Raw genomic sequence first — 14625 nt, 5'->3', positions numbered from 1 at the left:
CCTCCCGCCCCACCCCCTCCAGACCTCCTGCGAACCGCACCTCGCCAAGGCTTTGGCCGTGCTGGACGCGCTCGGCCCCGAAGGCATCGAAACCCTGCGTCGTCCCATGGGCGTGCTCGTGTACCGGCTGGGCAAGCTGCTCTGTGCCGCCGAAGCGCCCACCCTGCCGGTCGGCGCGCTGCTCGAACAGGACCTGGAGGCCAGCCTGCAAATCTATCCCGCGCTGCAATGGCAGGAGGCCGGCCTGCGCAAGGCAGCGGGCGTGCTCACGCAGGTGCTGGCCGACCTGGGCCGCCACTGCATCGCAGCCAGCGCCGTCGCAGACGCCACGGCCATGCAAGGCCACGGCGAGGCGGGCAACACCTGGGGCCGGCCGCTGCCCTTCCTGCCGCTGTATCGCGCGCTCGGCGCCTTCGCCGTGGCCTTTCCGGTGCGCCCCGACTCGCGCTGCTACGAGATGCAGCCCGGCGAAGAGTCCGCGGTGCATGCCGGCGGCGACGACAAGCCCAAGGTGCGCAGCGACGCGCATCGCAGCTTCGCCACGCTGCTGGACGCCTGCGACTACCAGGTGGGCTTCTGGCAGGCGCCCTTCAAGTCGGAGCTGGCCTTTGCCGTCAACGGCATGCCGCTCATCGGCAACCCGGCCCCCCGGCCGTTGCGCAAGGGCGACTGCCATTGGCGCAAGCCGAAGGGCAGCCTCTCCGCCGACCTGGTGGTCGTGCCGCCGGGCCACCCGTCGCCGGGCGCGGCGCAGGTGACGCATGCCGTGGAGCTGAAGCTCACGCCCGACTCGCTGGGACTCAACCAGAGCCAGGCCCTCGTCGACATGTTCGGCCGCGACCGGTTCCACGTGCTCTACGCGCCCGGCATGCGCGGCCGCGACCATCTGCCCGCACCCGAGCTGCAGCGCTGGATCGACGCCCTGCGCACCGACGCCGGCGCCACGGCCACGGTGCCAGCCAGCGATGCGTCGGGCCCGCCGCAACCGCCCGCCACCTGGCGGCTGGCCATGCACGCCTCGGCCTACTTTCAGGTGCGCTCCAAGGCCGACGCGGGCCGGCTGGCCTTGCTCATTCCGCAGTTGCACGAGGAGTTCCAGGCGCTCACCGGCCACGCGCTGACCCGCTACATGGGCCTGCGCAGCGGCGCCGTCGCGCGCAGGGCGCACACGCAGGCCGACATCGAAACGCACTTCCTCAAGCATGCCGACGACACCGTCTCGCTCGAAGCCTTCGACGCCCCGACGAAGGAAAGCTCGTCGCAGTTCGAGTTCCAGGCGCTCGCGCGGTGCCGCCGCGCGCGCCTTGCCAAGGCCGCGCCCGGCCTGGACTACCTCGCACTGCACTTTCCGCTGGCGTTCTGGAAGGCGCGCAAGGACGAACTGCGCGCGTGGTGGCTGGGCGCATTGCAACGGTTGCAGCCCGAGCAGGCCTACATGGGCCTGGGCATCGGGCGCCCGCCGGTGCTGGAGCGCTATGCGTTCCAGCAGGTGGCCGAGTTCGCCCTGGCGCAACGGTTTCTCGGGCTCGACGTGGACAAGCCCTTCTTCATGCGCTCCAGCAGGCCCGACGGCATGAGCCTGGAGGGCGGCATGCGCACGCCGAGCTTCGGGGTGCTGGTGTGCGGCGACCACGCCACCACCCTGGGGGGCGTGAATGCCTTGCAAGGCCGGCTGGGCCAGGTGCCGGGCCTGCGCGTGCAGCCGTGCATGGAAGGCCGGGGCCTGTGGATCGAGGCCGGCGACGCTCCTGCGCTGCACCCGGTCGAACAAGGGGTGCCCGAGCCCCTGCGCGCACTGGCCGAAGCGCTGAAGCCGGTGCGCCTGCCAAGGCTCTGGCTGGTGAGCCATCCGCCCAACACGGCGCGCGAGGACATGTTCACGCCCGCCACGTCGGCGCGCTGGCTGCGGCGCTTCGATGCCGACGGCGACTGGCCCGCCGCCGGCCCTGCAGCAGGCCCTACAGCAGGCCCTACAGCAGGTCCTTGAGCTTCGCGCGCAGCCGGCTGATCGCCTGGCTGTGCAGCTGGCACACGCGCGACTGGCTCACTTCGAGAATGGCGCCTATTTCCCGCAGGTTCAGCTCTTCCTCGTAGTACAGGTTCAGCAGCAGCTGGTCGCGCTCGGGCAAGGTTGCAATCGCGTCGACCAGCTGGTGCCTGAAGCCGCTTTCCAGCAACTGCTCCAGCGGGTCGTTGCTCGCGCGTCCGTCCTTTCGCGATTCCTGCGAATGCGCATCGAGGAAGGGGTTGTCGGCATCGTCCTTGGCGAAGTCCTCGACGTACAGCAGCTGGCAGCCCTGGATTTCCTGCAGCAGCGACTGGTACGCCTCCAGGTCCATCTTCAGCTCCTTGGCGATCTCCCCTTCGGTGGGCGAGCGCCCGAGCCGGTGGCCCAGCGCGTGAATGGCCTTCTCGACGCCACGCGCCGACTGGCGCAGGCCGCGCGAGCCCCAGTCGTTGGCACGCAGCTCGTCGAGCATGGCGCCGCGGATGCGCTGGCTGACGAAGGTCTCGAACTGCGCACCGCGGTTGTCCTGGTAGCGGCTGGACGCGTCCAGCAGGCCCAGCATGCCGGCCTGGATCAGGTCGTCTAGCTCCACGCTGGCGGGCAGCTTGGACATCATCTGCAGCGCGATGCGGCGCACCAGCGGTTGATGCTGCGCCAGCAGGTGCGATTTGTCGATGGTTCCCTGTGCGGTGTACACGGCCGTCCTTGTTCCGTTGATGGGGTGGTCGGCGCGTCAGGCGGCCTGCAGCGGCACGGCCGCGCGCCACGGCCAGCGGCCCACGTCGTCGGCCAGGCGCCGGAAGTCCACCGCGGCCGCGCTGGCGGGAAAGGCCTCGGCAATGGTCTGCTTCAGCCGCCACGCATCGGGAATGCGCGCATCGAAGCGCACCAGCCCGGCGGGCAGCAGCGACAGCGCGAGGTAGCGGCTGCCGGCGTTGGCGAGGTTGTTCATGATCTGCTGCGCGCCGTCGATATCGACCACGCCGTTGATGAGAAAGCGCAGCTGCTTCAGCCCGTGCGCGTAGTGCAGGTTCTTGATGCCCGCATAGGCCGAGGTGATCGACGCCGGATGCGGCTTGAGCACCAGCAGCAGGTCGTCCGCGTCCCGCGCGAGCGGCGACAGGCGCCCCTCGCGGTCGAAGGCCGCGTCGACGATGACCACGCCGTCGGGCCACAGCGCGCGCGGGTCGGTCGTGTCCGGCGCCACGCCGGGCGGCGCGGGCAGCACGTGCACCCCGCACCCGGCCTGCACGTCGGCCCCGTCCAGCGTCAGCCGATGGCTGGCGACGTCGGCCAGGCTGCCGAGCGGATCGATCGCCCAGACCTCGCAGGCCGAGCCTTCCTTCGGGCAGTGTTCATCCAGCAGCAGCACGCTTTTGCCCTGCTGGACCAGGGCCACGCCCAGGTTCATGGCGGCAGTGGTGCCGCCGGCGCCCTGCCCCATGCCGGCGACGGCGATCACGCGCGTGGGCTTCGGCGCCAGCAGGCGCCGCAGTCCGTCCGCCTGGTCGGCGACCAGCTTGCTCATGCGGTTCTCCTCATCGGCCCAGCGGCTCCAGCGCGCGCGGCGCCTGCACGGGCGCCGTCGATTCGGTGCCCAGCGCCTCCAGCAGCAGGAAGAGCTTGCCCACCCCGGCATACAGCGCGCTGCCGCTCATGAGCCGTCCGTTGCGCGCGGGGCGGGCCGTCAGCTGGCCCAGCAGCGTGCGCGTGCGGTCGGCCCATTCACCCTCGGCGTGCAGCAGGCGCCACACGGTGGTGGTCACCTGCCCGGCGATGAGCAGGCGCTTCATGTTGTCCGGGTCGCCCAGCTCGCCGATGCCGCCCACCAGCTGCACGCCGTCGCGCAGCAGTCGGAAGCAGGGCTCGGCCTCGTTGGCCCAGCCTTGCCATTGCGCGAGCTGGCGCGCCGTCACTTCGGCGCCGGCGTTCGACAGCGCAAAGCCCAGCGCCAGCACGTTGCCGGTGCGCGCGTCGAGCGTGCGGGTGGCCACGCAGCGCAGCGCGGGCATGGCGCCGCGCTCGATGCCCGCCGCCGCGGCGGCGGCGTTGAAGCGCAGCACCACGTCGACGTGCGCTTCGCATTGGAGCGCCGGCTTGCCGCGAAAGCGCACCGGCCGGCCTTCGCCGAATTCGAGATCCAGCCGGGCCAAGGTGTCGGGCGCGCCGGTGCGCGAATCGATCACGGCGGTGGAGCCCGGCGCGCGCGCCAGCCAGCGCTGGCCGGCGGCCTGCCACTGCACCATGGCCTCGATGCCGGGCAGGCGCGTGAGCACGTGCACCATCGTGCGGGCGCCGAAGTCCTGCTGGCGCAGCCAGGGCGCCTGGCGCGCGCCCGGCTTGCGTGCCGGGTCCTTCATGCCGCGCGTGGCGGCGGTGGCGAGCCACTGGTTCGGGGCGGCGAGCGGCAGGCCCGTGCGGTCCGACAGCAGCAGGCTGCCATGGCATTCGTAGGCGTCGCCGCCTTCGTTGGAGCGCAGGCCGATCTGGCCCGACAGCGCCAGCACGTAGGTCTCGCAACCCGCGGCCACTTCGCCGCGCGCATGCACCGCGAGGTCTTGCAGCACGGCCTTCTGGCCGGTCTCGGCGTCGCCCGCCTGGCGCCAGAGGCCGCGTGCGCGATCGAAGCCGATCTGCGCACCGGACAGCGCGCCGGCGGCGGTGGCCAGCTCCTGCGCGTCGTGCGCCATGGCGCGGATCAGGTTCTGGTACTTCAGCCGCAGGCGGTCGGTCTCGCCCTGCGCCTGCACCACCTGCGCCGACGGGCCGGCGCCCGCGGGTTCTTCCTGCAGGTCGCTCTCGGCCGGCACGAACAGCGGGTTGTGCTGGCGCGGCTGGAACACGCTGTCCACGAGTTGCGCGCGGTCGGCCTGCAGCAGGTTCTCGGGCACCTTCTGGCCGCTGGAGATGTAGTGCACCGGCAGGCGGTGGCGAATGACGGTGTCGATCAGCGCGCCCGGGTGCGTGGACTCGTCGACCTTGGTGAAGATGCAGCCGGTCAGCTCGTTGCCCTGGCGGTAGGCATGCACCACCTCGTTGAGCGTGTCGCCGTGACTGGTGGCGTTCAGCAGCAGCAGGCGCTTCACCGGGCGCGGGCTCTGGCCCAGCATGGCGATCTGCTCGGGCACCGCGCGGTCGCGCTGGCTCATGCCGACGGTGTCGATCAGCACCATGTGCTTGTCGCGCAGGTCCTGCAGCACGAGGTGCAGGTCGGCCGCGTCCTTCACGGCGTACACCGGCACGTTGAGGATCTGGCCGTAGATGCGCAGTTGCTCGTAGGCGCCGATCCGGTAGCTGTCGGTGGTGACCAGCGCGAGCTTGTCGGCACCGAAGCGCATCACGCAGCGCGCGGCCAGCTTGGCGGTGGTGGTGGTCTTGCCGACGCCGGTCGGGCCCATCAGCGCATAGACGCCGCCTTGCGCGAACAGGGCGTCTTCGTCTTCGTGCACAGGCACGGCGCGAATCAACTCGGAGCGCACGTAGGCCATGCCTTCGGCGTAGCTCTGGCCGGTGGGCAGCTTCTCGAGCATGGCCTTGGAGAGCTTTGCGCTGAAGCCGGCGCCGAGCAGCGTGCGCAGCAGGCGGCCGCGCACGGGGTCGCGGCGCTGCTTGTCGTTCCACACCACGCTGGCGAGCTGCTCCTCGATCATGCCGCGCATGGAGTGCAGTTCGTTGAGCACCGTGTCGGCGGGCGCGGTGGGCACGACCGGGGCCACGGGCGCCATGGCGACCGGCGTCAACGGCACGGCGCGCGCCACGGGCGCGACAGGGGTGACGGCTGCCACCGGTGCGACAGGCGCGACCGGAGCGGCAATCGCAACCGGCACCGGCACCACAGCCGCAGGGGCCGAAGGAGCTGCGGGGGCCAAGGGGGCCGCAGGCTTCACAGGCGAGGCGTCGCCCACCACCTGCTGCATCTCGCCCTCCACCATGGCGACGATCTCGACGCCCTCCGGCGCCACGCGGTGGCTGAGCACGATGGCGTCGGCGCCCAGCGCCTCGCGCACGAGTCTCAGGGCTTCGCGGCTGGTGGCCGCGACGAATTTGCGTGCGGTCGTGCGCACGTCGGTCTGCTGGGAATTCAAACGCGTCCTCCAATGGCGGCAGTGATCTTGATGGTGCGGGAGTCAGGAATCTCCGCATGCGAAAGCACCTTGAGCTGCGGCAGGCTGCGCCGCAGGAAACGCGACAGCAGCACGCGCAGCGCGTGCTGCACGACCAGCACGGGCGCAAGGCCCAGCTGTTCCTGTCGAACGATGGCGGCCTGCGCCTGGCGCAGCAAGTTGTCGGCAATGCCGGGCTCGATGCCGCTGCTGCTGGTCAGCGCCTGCTGCAGCACGCCGTCGAGCGAGCCGTCCAGGCCGATGACCTGCATCTCGGTCTCGCCCGGGAACAGCTGCTGCGTGATGGCGCGGCCCAGGGCCAGGCGGGTGAGCGTGGTCAGCTCGGTCGGGTCCTTAATGGTCGGCGCATGCTCGGCCATCACGTCGAGGATGGTGCGCATGTCGCGGATCGGCACCTCTTCGTCGAGCAGGTTCTGCAGCACCTTGTGCAGCGTGCTGAGCGACAGCACCTTGGGCACCAGGTCCTCGGTGAGCTTGGGCGCGGTCTTGGCGATCTGGTCGAGCAGCTGCTGCACTTCCTGGCGCCCGAGCAGTTCGGCGGCGTGCGTCTGGATCAGGTGGTTCAGGTGCGTGGCCATCACGGTGCAGGCATCGACCACCGTGTAGCCGTACACCTGCGCCTGCTGGCGCAGGCTGGCGTCGATCCACACCGCCGCCAGGCCGAAGGCCGGGTCGCGCGTGGGCGTGCCGGGCAGCGAACCCGTCACCTGGCCGGGGTTGATGGCCATCCACTGGTTCGGGTAGGCCTCGCCGCGGCCGATCTCCACGTCCTTCAGGCTGATGATGTACGTGTTGGGGTTGATCTCGAGGTTGTCGCGGATGTGCACCACCGGCACCAGGAAGCCCACCTCCTGCGCGATCTTCTTGCGGATGCTCTTGATGCGGCCCAGCAGCTCGCCCTGCTGCGACTGGTCCACCAGCGGAATGAGCCGGTAGCCGACCTGCATGCCCAGCGGGTCGACCATGGCCACGTCGTCCCAGGTGGCCTCGGCCATCTCGGCCGCGGGCGACACGCTCGCGGCCTGCGCGGCGGCCGCAGCCTGCTGCGCGGCCTCCTGCGGCTTGCGCAGCAGCAGGCGGCGGCCCAGCCACACCAGGCCGCCCGCGATCAGCAGGAACGCCAGGTTCGGCATGCCGGGAATCATGCCCAGCAGGCCGACGATGCCGGCCGTGAGGAACAGCACCTGCGGGTTGGAGAAGAGCTGGCCGGTCAGCTGGCTGCCGACGTCCTCGTCGGTGGTCACGCGCGAGACGATCACGCCGGCCGCGGTGGAGATCACCAGCGCCGGAATCTGCGCCACCAGGCCGTCGCCGATGGCCAGCAGCGTGTAGGTCTTGCCGGCGGTCGAGAAGTCCAGCCCGTGCTGCAGCATGCCGACCACCAGGCCGCCGATGATGTTGATCACCATGATCAGCAGGCCCGCGATGGCGTCGCCGCGCACGAACTTGCTGGCACCGTCCATGGAGCCGTAGAAGTCGGCCTCCTGCGCCACCTCGGCGCGGCGCTTGCGCGCCACTTCCTCGCCGATCAGGCCGGCGTTCAGGTCGGCGTCGATGGCCATCTGCTTGCCGGGCATGGCGTCGAGCATGAAGCGCGCGCCCACCTCGGCGATGCGGCCCGCGCCCTTGGTGATCACCATGAAGTTGATCAGCACGAGGATGATGAACACCATCACGCCCACGGCGAAATTGCCGCCCACCAGGAAGTGGCCGAAGGCCTCGATCACCTTGCCCGCGGCGTCGGGGCCGGTGTGGCCGTGCATCAGCACCACGCGGGTGGACGCCACGTTCAGCGACAGGCGCAGCAGCGTGGAGAACAGCAGCACCGCCGGGAAGGCGGCGAAGTCGAGCGCCTTCATGGTGTACATGCTCACCAGCAGCACCATCACCGACACCGCGATGTTGAAGGTGAACAGCAGGTCGAGCAGGAAGGGCGGCAGCGGCAGCACCATCATGCTCAGGATGAGGATGATGAGCACCGGGCCGGCCATGCCCTTGAACTGCGAGCCGGAGAACGTGTTCGGCGGCAGTCGCAGGAAAGTTGTCAACGCGTTCATGCGGCTTGGGATTCCACGGGTTGGGCTGTGTCGGTGTATTGAAGGTCTGCGGGCACCTGCAGGTCGGTCGGCGTGCGGGGCGCGTCACCGCCGTCGCTCTTCCAGCGCTTGAGCTGGTACACCCAGGCCAGCACCTCGGCCACGGCTGTGTACAGGCCCGCGGGAATCTCCTGCCCCAGCTTCGTGTGCTTGTAGAGCGAACGGGCCAGCGGCGGTGCCTCCAGGATGGGCACGTTGTGTTCCTTGGCCATCTCGCGGATGCGCGCCGCCACCAGCTCGGTGCCCTTGGCCACCACGCGCGGCGCGCGCATGTCGCTGTCCATGTACTTCAGCGCCACCGCGAAGTGCGTCGGGTTGGTGAGCACGATGTCGGCCTTGGGCACCTCGGCCATCATCCGGCGGCGCGCCATCTGCTGCTGCTGGCGGCGGATCTGCGCCTTGATCTGCGGATCGCCTTCGCTTTCCTTGTGTTCCTGGCGCAGGTCTTCGCGCGACATGCGCAGCTTGCGGAAGTAGCTCCACAGCTGGAAGGGCACGTCGATCGCGGCCACCAGGAAGAGCGTGGCGGCGATCAGCGCGCAGTGCTTGGCCACCAGCACCATGGCGTGCGGCAGCGCGTAGTGCGCGGGCTGCGCCATCAGCGCCATCAGGGCTTCGATGTCGCCCGACACCACCCGCCACGCCACCCAGCCGATCAGCGCCGACTTGGCCAGCGCCTTGACCAGCTCGGCCAGCGACTGCGCGGAGAACATGCGCGCGATGCCGGCCAGCGGATTGAGCTTGCCGGCCTTGAAGGCCACCGCCTTGCCGGAGAACATCCAGCCGCCCAGCATCAGCGGCGCGACCACCGCGGCCACGACCATCATGGCGAACCACGGGCCCACGGCCATCAGCGCCTGCATCGCCATGAGCCCGGTCTGGGCCAGCATGTGCTGCGGGTCGAAGGCGCTGGCGCGGTCGAACTGCAGGCCCAGGCGCAGCGCGCCGTTCAGGCTCTGGCTGAGCGAATCGCCGGCGAGCCACAGCCCGGCGCTGGCGGTCGCCAGCATCACGAACGTGGTGAGTTCGCGTGAACGGGCAACGTTGCCTTCCTCGCGCGCCTTCTCCAGGCGCCGCTCGGAGGCGGGTTCCGTTTTTTCGAGATCGCTTTCCTCAGACATTCATGCTCCGGATGGCGGTGGCGGAATACGCCTTGCCTAGAACCAAATTATTGAATTTGGTGGTCCGGAACAATCTGCCGATCAGGGCCCTGATCGCCCTGCTCTTCGCTTAATCAGCGCGGCCCGGCCGCGGCTGGCCGGGCGCTTCGGGGCGTCAGAAGCCCAGGCTCTCCAGCAGGTCGTCGACCTGTGCCTGGTCGGTCACCGCGTCGGGGTTGCCCGGCTTCACCTGGGGGCCGTTCTGCAGGCTGTGCGCGGCCTCGACGCGCTTCTCGGGGGGCGAGTTGTCGATGAGCACCTGGAGCAGCTGCGTCTCCACGTCGTTGACCACTTCCATCATCTTCTTGATGACCTGGCCGGTCAGATCCTGGAAGTCCTGCGCCATGAGGATTTCCATCAGCTGCGAGTTGATCTCGCTCGCGCGCTGCGGCACCTGGTTGAGGTAGCCGCGCGTGTCCAGCACCAGTTCGCGCGCATGGTCGAGCTCGATCGGGTTCTCGAACCACTTGTCCCAGCGCTGGCTCAGGCCCTTGGCGTCGGCGGCCAGCGCTTCCTGCAGCGGCTGCGCCACATCGATGGCGTTGAGCGCCCGGTGCGCCGCGCGCTCGGTGGTCTCGGCCACGTAGCTCAGGCGGTCGCGCGCGTCCGGAATCGCCTGGGCGGCCTTGGCGACCTCCTTGTCGAGGCCCAGCTCGCGCAGGCCCTCGCGCAGCTGGCGCGTCAGCTGGCCGATGCGGCCCAGCAGTTGTTCGGCGGTGTTGGTGGAGTCCGCAGCCTCCGTCGCGATCTGGCTCATGTCACGCCGCTTCCTTGGCAAGTTTTTCGAAGATCTTGGTGATCTTTTCTTCCAGCGTGGCGGCGGTGAAGGGCTTCACCACGTAGCCGTTGGCACCCGCCTGCGCGGCCGCCACGATGTTTTCCTTCTTGGCCTCGGCCGTCACCATCAGCACCGGCAGCTTCTTCAGCTCGGGGTCGGCGCGGATGGTCTGCAGCATGGTCAGGCCGTCCATGTTCGGCATGTTCCAGTCCGACACCACGAAGCCGAAGTTGCCCCCGCGCAGTTTCTCGATGCCGGCCGCGCCGTCCTCGGCCTCGTCGACGTTGAGGAACTCCAGCTCCTTCAGCAGGTTGCGCACGATGCGGCGCATGGTCGGGAAGTCGTCCACAACCAGGATTTTGATGCTCTTGTCGATCACGATATTTCCAACTCCAACAGGTCTTTTTTCAAACTCGGTTCGCACGTTCACCGAACGTGCGCAGATGCGCCAGAACACGGCGGCTCACTTCACTCAGGGGGGACACCTCGTCCACCGCGCCCAGCGCGATGGCTTCGCGCGGCATGCCGAAGACCACGCAGCTCGCTTCGTCCTGGGCCAGCGTGTGGGCGCCGGCGCGCTTCATGCGCAGCAGGCCCTCGGCACCGTCCTTGCCCATGCCGGTCAGGATGATCCCGATGGCGTTCTTGCCGGCATGCTTGGCCGCGGAGTCGAACAGCACGTCGATGGACGGGCGGTGACGGTTCACCGGCGGCTCCTGGTCGAGGTGCGCCACGTAGTTGGCACCGCTGCGCGCCAGCGACAGGTGGAAGCCGCCCGGCGCAATGTAGGCATGGCCCGGCAGCACGCGCTCGCCGTGCTCGGCTTCCTTCACGTTGATGCGGGACAGGCCGTCCAGGCGCTGCGCGAACGAACGCGTGAAGCCGGCCGGCATGTGCTGCGCGATCATCACCGCGGGCGAATCCGGCGGCAGCGGCTGCAGCACTTCGCGAATGGCCTCGGTGCCGCCGGTGGACGCACCGATGATGATGAGTTTCTCGGTGCTCAGCAGCGGGCTGCGCAACAGCGATTCCTGCGGCGCGTCGGCACCTGCGCCATGGCCCGGGCGCGCGGTGGCGTGCCGGCTCGGCAGCAGCCGCGCACTCGCGGCCGTACGGATCTTGCCGGCAATGAGTTCGGTGTAGTTGAGCAGCCCGTCGCGCACGCCCAGGCGCGGCTTGGTGACGAAGTCGATGGCGCCCAGCTCGAGCGCACGCAGCGCGATTTCAGAGCCGCGCTCGGTCAGCGACGACACCATCACCACGGGCATGGGGCGCAGGCGCATGAGCTTCTCGAGAAACTCCAGTCCGTCCATGCGCGGCATTTCCACGTCGAGCGTGAGCACGTCGGGGTTGGTGACCTTGATGAGGTCGCGCGCCACCAGCGGATCGGCTGCGGTGCCGACCACGGTCATGTCGCTCTGGCTGTTGATGATCTCGGTCATCACGCTGCGGATCAGTGCCGAGTCGTCGACGCACAGCACCTTGATTTTCTTGACGCTCACCGGTTTCCTTTGATTGCGGCCGCCGGCGCCACACGGGCGACCGGCAGGGGGGCCGTTCGTTGCAGATCGGGCGCGGTGCGCAGGCCGGTGAGCCCGCGCAGCAATTCGCCTTCCACGCTCTGTACTTGCTGAACCTCCGTCTGCGCGCGCAGCTTGCGCACGATGGCCTTGCCGGTCGAGGGCAGGAAGCACACGCGGCGCGCATGCGGTCCGCGCAGGTCCTGCGCGGCGATCTCGATGCGTTCGTCGCGCAGGTAGCGCAGCACGAAATCCGCATTGCGGTCGCCGATGTTCAGCGTCGTCATGTTGGCCAGCACGGCGCCGCCGCCGAACACCTTGGCCTGCAGCCGGTCGCGCCGCGCGCCCACGCGCACCAGCTCGCGGATGAGCACGTCCATGGCGTAGGCGCCGTAGCGCATCGATTCGGTGGCGTGGCGCCTGGGGGCCCCGGGACCCGCCTCGCCCTCGTCGGGCAGCATGAAATGGTTCATGCCCGCCACGCCCGCTTCGCGGTCGTGCAGGCAGGCGGCCACGCACGAACCGAGCACGGTGCTCAGCACGGTGTCGCTCGAGGTCACGTAGTACTCCGACGGCAGCAGCTTCACGGCCATCAGGCCGACGTCGCGGTCGAAGTAGTGATGGGTCGCCACCGCTCCCGGCGCGCCCACATGGGTGGCACTCATGGCAGGCCCGGGGTGCGCGCGCGCGCCAGCTCGTACACGGTCTGCCCCAGCGGGCGGAACGCCGGGTTGACCAGCGACGCATTCTCCGAATGCCCGGCGAACAGCAGGCCGCCCGGCTTGAGCAGCGGCGCGAAGCGGTCGAGCACCTTCTTCTGCGTGGGCTTGTCGAAATAGATCATCACGTTGCGGCAGAAGATCGCGTCGACCGGCTCCTTCACCGACCACGAACTGTCGAGCAGGTTGAGCCGCGAGAACTTCACCAGCGCCGCAACTTCGGGGCGCACGCGCACCTTGCCGGCATTCGCGCCCGTGCCCTTGTTGAAGAAGCGGCGCAGCCGCTCCGGCGCCAGGGCGCGCACCTGCTCGGTGGTGAACACGCCGGTCGCGGCCTTGGCCAGCACCGCGGTGTCGATGTCGGTGGCGATGATGCGCGCGGAGGCCGCCTTGTCGCCCAGCGCCTCCATCAGCGTGATGGCCAGCGAATAGGGCTCCTCCCCGGTCGATGCCGCGGCGCACCACACCGTGACCGGCTGCTGCGCGCGGCGCACGTGGTCGGCCAGCGTCGGAAAGTGATGCGCCTCGCGAAAGAACGAGGTGAGGTTGGTGGTGAGCGAGTTGATGAACACCTGCCACTCGTCCCCGTCCTGGCGCTCTTCCAGCCAGTCGAGGTAGGTGGCGAACTCGGGCACCTGCAGCTCGCGCAGCCGCCGCGAGAGGCGGCTGTACACCATCTGGCGCTTCTGCTCGCCCAGGGCGATGCCGGCGCGGCGATGGATGAGCGTGCGGATCCGCGAGAAATCGCTGTCGGTAAAAAGAAACTCGGAGTTCACGGCAGCCTTGGAAATGTGGCTTTCAATGTACATAGCAGCCGCCGTTTCCAATGCGCCGATCAGACGCACCAAAGCCCTGTACTTTCCGGGGCGTGGGCGCCATCACGGTCACGGTCATTTCACGGCCCCGACGCGGCAGGACCCGCGTCCTGCGACCACACCAGGGCCGACAGCTGCGCCGCGTTGACCTGCGAGGCGCTCACGAACAGCGCTTCGGACAGGCGCGAGGCCTCGCCGTTGTCCAGCTCGCAGGCCTCTGCCAGCGCCACGAAGGGACCATAGAGCCCGCCGCGCGACAGAATGGCCTGCTGCACCGCCTCGGTGAGCTGCACCTTGCGCAACACGCCTTCCATCGACACCCCCAGCAACTGGTCGAGCAGCGAGAACATGCCGGCCACGAACAGGTTGTCGGACTCGCCGGGCGGCAGCATGCCCTGGCCCATGAGCTCGACGAAACGCCCGCGCAGAATGGCCTTCTTCATCATGAAGGGCGAGCCCGCCTTGTTGCTGGTGGCCAGCAGCAGCGACAGCCAGCGGTACAGCGGCGAGTAGCCCAGCATCGTCACCGCGTGGCGCAGCGAATGGATCTCCACCGCCACGCCGACCGACGGCGAGTTGATGTAGCGCAGCAGCCGGTAGGTCAGCGCGGCGTCGTGCTTGAGCGAGGCCTCGATGGTGCGCACGTCCTCGTTGCGCTGGATCATCTGCATCAGCTGCACGATGAGCAGCGACTCGGGCTGCAGCGCGTCCTCGGCCTCGCGCACCGGCGGGTTGCCGAAGGTGCCGTCGATGAACACGTTCACGCGGCGCGCGATGCAGGCCTCGTACTCGTTCCAGTTCTTCACGCGCGCGGCGATGAGCTCCACCGGCGGATGGCCGAGCAGCATTTCCTGGCGCATGCGCGACACGGTCGCCACGTCGGTGGCGTCCACCTCGAAGTGGGTGACGATGGCGCGCAGCTCGGGATCTTCGGGCAAGGACTGCGCGCCGCACAGCATGAAGCCGAAGCCCTGCTCGCGCAGGAACATCAGGATGGAGCGCATGTCGGCGTCCAGCAGGTCGTCCGGCCCCATGCACAGCACCACGTTGTTCGCCGGCAGCGACTGCAGCTCGCTCTGGAACAGCGCGTCGACGGCCACGTCGACGAACAGCACCTGCGGTCCCAGCAGCCAGCCCCTGTTCTCGGGGTTGAGGTGCACGGCGAGCGTGTCCATCAGCGCCTTGACGCCAGCGGCCGGCGACGCCGTGCGCGAGCCGGGCTCGTCGCCCGGCGCGCGCCACGCCATGCGGTAGCCGATGACGCGGCGTTGTGCATCGAGCAGCATTTCATAGGCCACGTGGCCGTTGGCACCGGGCTCGCTGGACACCAGCGCGGCACCCGAGGCGGCGTTGCCGTTGGTGTCCCCGGAACCGGAACGTCGGAAGAAATCGAAACGCATTCAGC

At 69.2% G+C, this 14625-nt stretch carries 12 protein-coding genes; 1 reads left to right on the top strand and 11 read right to left on the bottom strand.

All coding sequences use genetic code 11. From position 1 onward, the window contains the following. On the top strand, positions 1-1987 hold a 1987-nt coding region (locus AC0IYU_RS22800; protein WP_472121359.1), incomplete at its 5' end, for a type VI immunity family protein. Here the strand turns inward: AC0IYU_RS22800 and AC0IYU_RS22795 are convergent. The 11 genes from AC0IYU_RS22795 to AC0IYU_RS22745 form a co-directional block, all read right to left on the bottom strand. After that, complete coding sequence (locus tag AC0IYU_RS22795) at positions 1971-2705, bottom strand: RNA polymerase sigma factor FliA (RefSeq protein WP_472121357.1); 735 nt, start codon at positions 2703-2705, stop codon at positions 1971-1973. The genes AC0IYU_RS22800 and AC0IYU_RS22795 overlap by 17 nt on opposite strands. Before the next feature lie 36 nt (positions 2706-2741). Continuing rightward, the gene (locus AC0IYU_RS22790) at positions 2742-3536 is read right to left on the bottom strand and encodes a MinD/ParA family ATP-binding protein (protein ID WP_472121355.1); all 795 of its coding nucleotides are present in this window, start codon (positions 3534-3536) and stop codon (positions 2742-2744) included. Positions 3537-3546: 10 nt separating this feature from the next. Then, positions 3547-6093 carry a flagellar biosynthesis protein FlhF gene (gene flhF / locus AC0IYU_RS22785; protein ID WP_472121353.1) on the bottom strand — a complete coding sequence of 849 codons (2547 nt, stop codon included), beginning with the start codon at positions 6091-6093 and terminating at the stop codon, positions 3547-3549. Beyond that, complete coding sequence (flhA, locus tag AC0IYU_RS22780; protein ID WP_472121350.1) at positions 6090-8189, bottom strand: flagellar biosynthesis protein FlhA; 2100 nt, start codon at positions 8187-8189, stop codon at positions 6090-6092. The genes flhF and flhA overlap by 4 nt, the downstream gene beginning before the upstream one ends. Beyond that, positions 8186-9349, bottom strand: a complete 1164-nt coding sequence (gene flhB / locus AC0IYU_RS22775; protein WP_472121347.1) for a flagellar biosynthesis protein FlhB — start codon at positions 9347-9349, stop codon at positions 8186-8188. The genes flhA and flhB overlap by 4 nt, the downstream gene beginning before the upstream one ends. A 154-nt stretch (positions 9350-9503) precedes the next feature. Beyond that, on the bottom strand, positions 9504-10145 hold the full coding sequence (cheZ, locus tag AC0IYU_RS22770; protein ID WP_472121345.1) for a protein phosphatase CheZ: 642 nt from the start codon (positions 10143-10145) through the stop codon (positions 9504-9506). A gap of 1 nt (position 10146) precedes the next feature. After that, complete coding sequence (gene cheY, locus AC0IYU_RS22765) at positions 10147-10542, bottom strand: chemotaxis response regulator CheY (RefSeq protein ID WP_172839779.1); 396 nt, start codon at positions 10540-10542, stop codon at positions 10147-10149. A 31-nt stretch (positions 10543-10573) separates the two neighbouring features. Next, complete coding sequence (locus AC0IYU_RS22760) at positions 10574-11668, bottom strand: protein-glutamate methylesterase/protein-glutamine glutaminase (RefSeq protein WP_472121342.1); 1095 nt, start codon at positions 11666-11668, stop codon at positions 10574-10576. Next, a complete protein-coding gene (cheD, locus tag AC0IYU_RS22755) occupies positions 11665-12351 on the bottom strand; it encodes a chemoreceptor glutamine deamidase CheD (protein ID WP_472121340.1) in 687 nt (228 codons plus the stop codon). Before cheD ends, AC0IYU_RS22760 begins: the two co-directional genes overlap by 4 nt. After that, positions 12348-13214: a CheR family methyltransferase gene (locus AC0IYU_RS22750; protein ID WP_472121339.1), complete on the bottom strand. Its 867-nt coding sequence runs from the start codon at positions 13212-13214 to the stop codon at positions 12348-12350. The genes cheD and AC0IYU_RS22750 overlap by 4 nt, the downstream gene beginning before the upstream one ends. 86 nt (positions 13215-13300) lie before the next feature. Then, positions 13301-14620, bottom strand: a complete 1320-nt coding sequence (locus AC0IYU_RS22745; protein ID WP_472121336.1) for an EAL and HDOD domain-containing protein — start codon at positions 14618-14620, stop codon at positions 13301-13303. Positions 14621-14625 lie beyond the last annotated feature (5 nt).

It is taken from the genome of Variovorax sp. AC103, assembly GCF_979254005.1.
Note: the sequence above shows the minus strand (reverse complement) of the source record. Positions and strands in the feature narration are given on the sequence as shown.

Bases quoted from the DNA above. Each gene is read 5' to 3' on its own strand.
- AC0IYU_RS22790 (WP_472121355.1), bottom strand. From the start codon at position 3,536: ATGAGCAAGCTGGTCGCCGACCAGGCGGACGGACTGCGGCGCCTGCTG.
- flhA (WP_472121350.1), bottom strand. From the start codon at position 8,189: ATGAACGCGTTGACAACTTTCCTGCGACTGCCGCCGAACACGTTCTCC.
- flhB (WP_472121347.1), bottom strand. From the start codon at position 9,349: ATGTCTGAGGAAAGCGATCTCGAAAAAACGGAACCCGCCTCCGAGCGG.
- cheZ (WP_472121345.1), bottom strand. From the start codon at position 10,145: ATGAGCCAGATCGCGACGGAGGCTGCGGACTCCACCAACACCGCCGAA.
- cheD (WP_472121340.1), bottom strand. From the start codon at position 12,351: ATGAGTGCCACCCATGTGGGCGCGCCGGGAGCGGTGGCGACCCATCAC.
- AC0IYU_RS22750 (WP_472121339.1), bottom strand. From the start codon at position 13,214: ATGTACATTGAAAGCCACATTTCCAAGGCTGCCGTGAACTCCGAGTTT.
- AC0IYU_RS22745 (WP_472121336.1), bottom strand. From the start codon at position 14,620: ATGCGTTTCGATTTCTTCCGACGTTCCGGTTCCGGGGACACCAACGGC.